General features: G+C 51.3%; 4 protein-coding genes. 3 read left to right on the top strand and 1 reads right to left on the bottom strand.

Going from position 1 to position 5,406, the window contains the following annotated elements; translation table 11 throughout:
- The first annotated feature begins 40 nt into the window (after positions 1–40).
- Positions 41–1,186 (top strand): helix-turn-helix transcriptional regulator, encoded by a 1,146-nt coding sequence (locus tag PPL9_RS09060; RefSeq protein ID WP_057462401.1) that lies wholly within the window; start codon positions 41–43, stop codon positions 1,184–1,186.
- A 482-nt stretch (positions 1,187–1,668) separates the two neighbouring features.
- Entirely contained in the window at positions 1,669–2,457 is a 789-nt protein-coding gene (locus tag PPL9_RS09055; protein WP_057462400.1) for a pentapeptide repeat-containing protein, read from the top strand.
- Between the two features lie 78 nt (positions 2,458–2,535).
- Here the strand turns inward: PPL9_RS09055 and PPL9_RS09050 are convergent, their stop codons facing one another.
- Complete coding sequence (locus tag PPL9_RS09050; RefSeq protein WP_057462399.1) at positions 2,536–3,519, bottom strand: TRAP transporter substrate-binding protein; 984 nt, start codon at positions 3,517–3,519, stop codon at positions 2,536–2,538.
- Between the two features lie 697 nt (positions 3,520–4,216).
- Between PPL9_RS09050 and PPL9_RS09045 the strand changes: the two genes are divergently transcribed.
- The gene (locus PPL9_RS09045; protein WP_057462398.1) at positions 4,217–5,317 is read left to right on the top strand and encodes an FAD-binding oxidoreductase; all 1,101 of its coding nucleotides are present in this window, start codon (positions 4,217–4,219) and stop codon (positions 5,315–5,317) included.
- Positions 5,318–5,406: the final 89 nt, after the last annotated feature.

Below are 5,406 nucleotides of genomic sequence, written 5' to 3'. Positions count from 1 at the left end.
CTGTCCCCCTCCTTTCGAGCCATATTGCAGACCATAGATTATGACACCGCTCCTTGATCAGAGTATCAGCGATATCTTCCGGACCTTCATGAATGAAGAGCCTCTGGAAAATGCGTTGAAGCAACTGCAGACAAAGTACTCAGAGTTTCCTTTTGCCATCAATGTGCAAAGCCTGGCGGACCGTCACTATGACTATCGCAAGGTTTTGAATGTGGGGCAGGCCTTCCACGACAGCTTTGCGCCCGTCGCCCAGCTCAATCCGCTGCCCTCCGTTTTAAAGCGGGTTGATATTGAAGAGCCCTGCCGTCCGCATCGTCATTTCCGCAAGGAAGACATCCACGCTGACTATGTCGGCAACTTCATTGAGCCCAACGACAATATCGATCGCGCGATTACTCTGATGATCGATCGTCAGAACGGTTTGTGTTCCTACATCAACATCTCCCTTCCTTATGCTGTGTCAGAAAGAGATGAGGACCAGCTCTATGAGGAAGTGAAGTTCCTGCAGCCGTATTTCCGCAATGCTTTTCAGCTGGCTTTGCAGCGCCGCATGCGCGAGGCGGTTGCTCCCACCAAGGCATTAGGCAAGTTCTGGTTGGAGCAGATGCCATTCAGCGCTCTGGTGGTGGATGAAAACAGCGGCGTGCAGGTGATGAACGGGCGCGCAGAAAAGCTGCTGAGCAAGCACACCAACTTGCAGCTTGGGCGTTATATGCGGCTCTCTGCCAAGGCCGTGGATGAGGCCAGCGCACTGGAAAGCGCAGTCAGGCAATCCATCTACACCCACACCCTGCCGTCTCCGGTCATCATCCGTAACGAATTTGGTCCGAACACACTGGTCTTTATCCAGCCTATCGAGACCCAAAAGGACGCCCCTGCGTATCTCTCGCAATTTTTGGCCAGACCAAAATACTGCCTGATGATGATCTTTGATCCGACCGATTTTGCCGAAGTGCCAGACAAGATGATCAGCCATCTGCTGAATCTCACCCCGAAGGAAACCGAGGTTGTGAAGGCGCTGACCAATGGCGCGTCAACACGAGACGCTGCTGAGCAACTCGGCATTTCTTACAATACCGCACGAAACCACATCGCCAACGTGTCCCGGCGGCTGGATGTTGGCTCGCAAACGGAGATCGTGCGGCTGGTGATGACCACGCTTTCACGCTATCCGTGGCAGGCCTGATATAATCCCTTCAGGGTTTTCCCTCAGTGGCCTAAACCCACCCCCTCAATTTCATGCATCTGACATATCGGCGAGGAAAATAATCTGATATTTTCGCTAGATATATCAGCGCGTTACCACCTTATTTTAGAATTTTATGTTTTTCTGCAGAAAATTAGTGCAATTGCATCAAGTCACCTCGAAAAATTCTGAGTAAATTTAACTCAGCAAACAAGAGGCGTCGGGAGCACAGGTTTTCGGAGGCAGTCTTGGCACAGAAGGCATACCTTCAACCGCAATTCGGTCCTTAAGTTTGCTGCTTGGTGGTTTGTTTGCTTGGGAAATGAGCCGCCTGTATTGTTGCAAATTATTGCCTAGCCGGCTTAGCCTTCCATATTTCAAAAGGCGACGCCGGTCTTTTCTTGCTTAATTGAACCTGTCGGATTGAACGCTCCCACTGCACATGGCACAGTGGTTGTCTCCTCGTTCATCACGGTGCTCACATGACTTCCTCAGATACTTCCAACGCTCTCACCTACGAAAAATTCTCGGCTCTTTTGGAATCTGGCAGACCAATTGAAGATGCTGAGCTGGAAGCATCCTGGCTTGAGGGCAAAGACCTGCGGGATGCGCAGTTTCTCAATTGCAGTTTTGAGCCCGGAGGTGACTTCAATTCCGTAGATTTTCGCGAAAGCAGCTGGAAAGACACCCAGTTTCCGGCCTGCACCTTCAAAAGCTGCGATCTGCGTGAGGCCAAGTTTGAAAACTGCAGCTTTTATTATGCCGATACACGGGCAGGCGGGTGCTTTCGCCACGCAGACCTGAGCAATGTGGAGTTTCACAACTGCGATCTGCGCCTCACCATCTTTCCGTATTCGCAAATGTTCTGCATCACCTTCCAAAACTCCCGTTTGACGGGCGCCTCACTTGCGGGCTGTGACTTTGGCAAGGTTGCGGGCAAACGCGCGTTGAAGACACGGGCAACATTCACCGACTGCCAGCTGAACTACGCAACCCTGTCTGATCTGGATCTTGAGGAATGCATTCTCACCGACTGCGATCTGACCAGCAGCAATCTGTCCAACACGAACCTGACCAATGCAGACCTGAAGCGCAGCACGCTTTCTGATGCGCAAACCGAAGATCTTGATCTGACCTACGCGGATTTGCGAGGTGCTGATTTGGGTGCGCTCTTCTTAACAAGCCTGCGTGGATATCGGGGTATGATTGTTTCCGCCAGCCAGCAACACCTTCTGTTGCACGGCCTCGGCATCAAGGTTGATCCGGACTAAACCCCGCACAGTCATCCATACAAAAACCCCGTCTCAAATGAGACGGGGTTTAAGTTCATTGCCCGGAGAGTATTTTGCTTATTTTGCAAGGCCTTTGATGCGTGCAACCAGATCAGCCAGTTGAGGTGACTTTTCTGCAAGTGCGTCATGCATAGGCAGAACTGCGCTGATGAATGGAGCTTTTTCAACTTCCACAAACTTCACCTGAAGCTTGTTTTTTGCAGCTTCAATCGCTTCAAGGGTCTGCTTGTTGTAAAGGTCGCGGTGGAAGTCCATCATTTCACGCGCCGCTGTTTTCAGCGCTTTCTGGCTCTCTGCTTCCAGACCATCCCACACTTTGGTGGAGACCATCAGAACGCCAGGGATCATGGTGTGTTCATCACGGGAGTAGACTTTTGCAACTTCACCGTGGCGCACATCAACCAGTGCCTGCGGGTTGTTTTCAGCACCATCAACCACGCCCTGCTGCAGAGCAGAGTACAGCTCACCGAAGGAGATTGGGGTAGGCGCGCCGCCGAGCAGTTCAACCATCTGGATTGCGGATGGGGAAGGCTGCACGCGGATCTTCATACCCTTCAGATCAGCTGGGCTGTTGATTGCTTTGTTTGCGTAGAACGAGCGGGAACCGTCCACCATAAACGCCAGACCAACAAAGCCTTTGTCCTTGGAAGCCATGAAGACGTCTTCAGCAACATCAGAGGTCAGCACTTTGTAATAGTGGTCTTCGCTCTCAAAGATGTATGGGAGGGTCAACGCGGAGTAAGACTCTTCAAAGGCTTCCATTTCTGCTGCATTGGAACGGGCCATGTCCAAAAGGCCGTTCTGCATCAGTTCAACGGATTCACGCTGTGTGCCAAGCTGCGCGTTTGCGAAGATGCGCATTTTAACATCGCCACCGGAGAGCTCTTTAACGCGCTTTGCCATGAACTCCAGAGAGATATGTGCCGGGTTGTCAGTCGGCAGGTTATGGCTGACCTTCAGGGTCTTCGCTTCTGCAACGGTCGCGCCCACCATAAGAGCAGATGTAAGCACAGCACCAATAAAATGAGACTTGCGGAACATTCTTCTAAATTCTCCCTTGAAGTACACAGACAAACGACGCCTGCTACGGAATTCCCGATTTATCGAAATGAGACCGATCTTCCCTTCGGCGACATCCCTTAACAGCATTTCTGACCAATTTCGCAAAAAGGGCAACCAAAATATCAAATCTAGGTGTTGGCACTGACAATTGGTCACGCCTTACAGAACGCACCCCAGAAAAACAAAACATAGATGATTCAAGTCACATAATCTTCATAAAAAGTGAGATTTACTAATACTTTCTGAGTAATAATAATATTAGCATCAACTTACATCGAACACAGCTCGCAGTAACCGAGCTCTTTATTTCAACGCCGGACTTTATGCTAAATCCGACAGAAACTTACATTTAACTATACTGACTGGCATGCATTGGCAGCCGATCTGAAATAATGTCCGACCTCTCGATCGAAATCACCCAAAATAGGTCGACCAAATGCATACGACCTTAGAGCAGCTCCCAGTTTGTCCCGAGAGAGATTCGTATTCTTTGGCAGTTCTTTGCCTTTTCATAATTGGCTGACCAATATCTCAAACCATTCCTACCAAATGAAAATCTGCAGTCCAAACATTGTTATGGGAACAATATAAAAGTGCGTAAGATCGGTTTTTCCTCGCATCGCCGCGCGCTTTACTAGATATATCAGCCTTGCTTTTTATCTTTGTGAGGTTTGACATGGCACAGCATTGCGATTTTCTGATTATCGGCGGCGGTATCGCTGGCATCAGTGCAGCCTCTCAACTGGCAGAGAACGCAAAAGCCATTGTGCTCGAAATGGAAGATGTGATCGGCCATCACTCAACAGGCCGCTCTGCTGCGATCTTCATTCGCAACTACGGCAATGCCGTCATCCGCGCATTAAACGCCGCTTCCGAACCCACCCTCATGAACCCGCAAGGCATTTGCGAGGGGTCCGTGCTCACGCAGCGCGGGCTATTGATGCTGGCGGAAAAGGGCAAGGAAGACCAGCTGGAAACCTACGAGGAAGACGCAGAAGGATTAGAGACACGGAGCGCTGAAGAGGCCCTCGCCATGGTCCCAATTCTCGATCCGGATAAAGTCTCCTCCGCGCTTTACGAGCCCAACGCATTAGACATTGACGTGGACCGCCTGTTTCAAGGCTATGCCCGCCTCTTCAAATCCCGCGGCGGGGAGATTGTCCTTTCAGCACCTGCCAATCAAATAGAGCGGCAAGACGGACTTTGGCAGGTGACCACACCCAAAGGCGTATTTTGCGCACCTGTTCTGATCAACGCTGCAGGCGCATGGGCTGATAAGATTGCAGAACTTGCAGGCATCAAAACAATTGGCCTGACCCCAAAGCGAAGGACCGCTGCAATTCTGCCCTTGCCGGAAGGTGTCGACAGCAGCAACTGGCCTTTGTTTGAGGGCGCCGCAGAACCCTTCTACGCCAAACCAGAAGCGGGTAAACTGCTCGTCTCTCCCGTGGATGCCGATCCTGTAGAGCCTCATGATGCCTTCGTGGATGACATGGTGCTCGCCGAAGGCCTGTACCGTTTTGAAAATGCCGTGAACTTTTCCGTCACCCGTGTGGAACACAGCTGGGCAGGCCTTCGCAGCTTCGTTGAGGACCGCAGCCCCGTTGTGGGGTTTGCTTCTGATGCAGAGGGCTTCTTCTGGCTCGCCGCTCAAGGTGGTTACGGCATTCAAACCAGTCCGGCACTCTCCCGCCTCACCGCTGATCTCTGCCTCAACCGTCCTTCGGAACTCCCGGAGGAAATCGTGGCAGCGCTTTCACCAAACCGATTTACATAAAGCATAGGAAGTCCCCCATGTCTGATATTACTCGCCTGGGCAAAGGCCCGCGCATGAGCCAGATCGTCGTTTACAACGGCATCGTGCAT

Origin of the sequence: Pseudovibrio sp. POLY-S9, from assembly GCF_001431305.1 — a bacterium.
Classification (GTDB): Bacteria; Pseudomonadota; Alphaproteobacteria; order Rhizobiales; family Stappiaceae; genus Pseudovibrio.
The sequence above is the reverse complement of the archived record's forward strand: the minus strand, read 5'-3'. Positions and strand labels throughout refer to the sequence as shown.

Coding starts and splice junctions, on each gene's coding strand:
- PPL9_RS09060 (WP_057462401.1), top strand. CDS start 41: ATGACACCGCTCCTTGATCAGAGTATCAGCGATATCTTCCGGACCTTC.
- PPL9_RS09050 (WP_057462399.1), bottom strand. CDS start 3,519: ATGTTCCGCAAGTCTCATTTTATTGGTGCTGTGCTTACATCTGCTCTT.
- PPL9_RS09055 (WP_057462400.1), top strand. CDS start 1,669: ATGACTTCCTCAGATACTTCCAACGCTCTCACCTACGAAAAATTCTCG.
- PPL9_RS09045 (WP_057462398.1), top strand. CDS start 4,217: ATGGCACAGCATTGCGATTTTCTGATTATCGGCGGCGGTATCGCTGGC.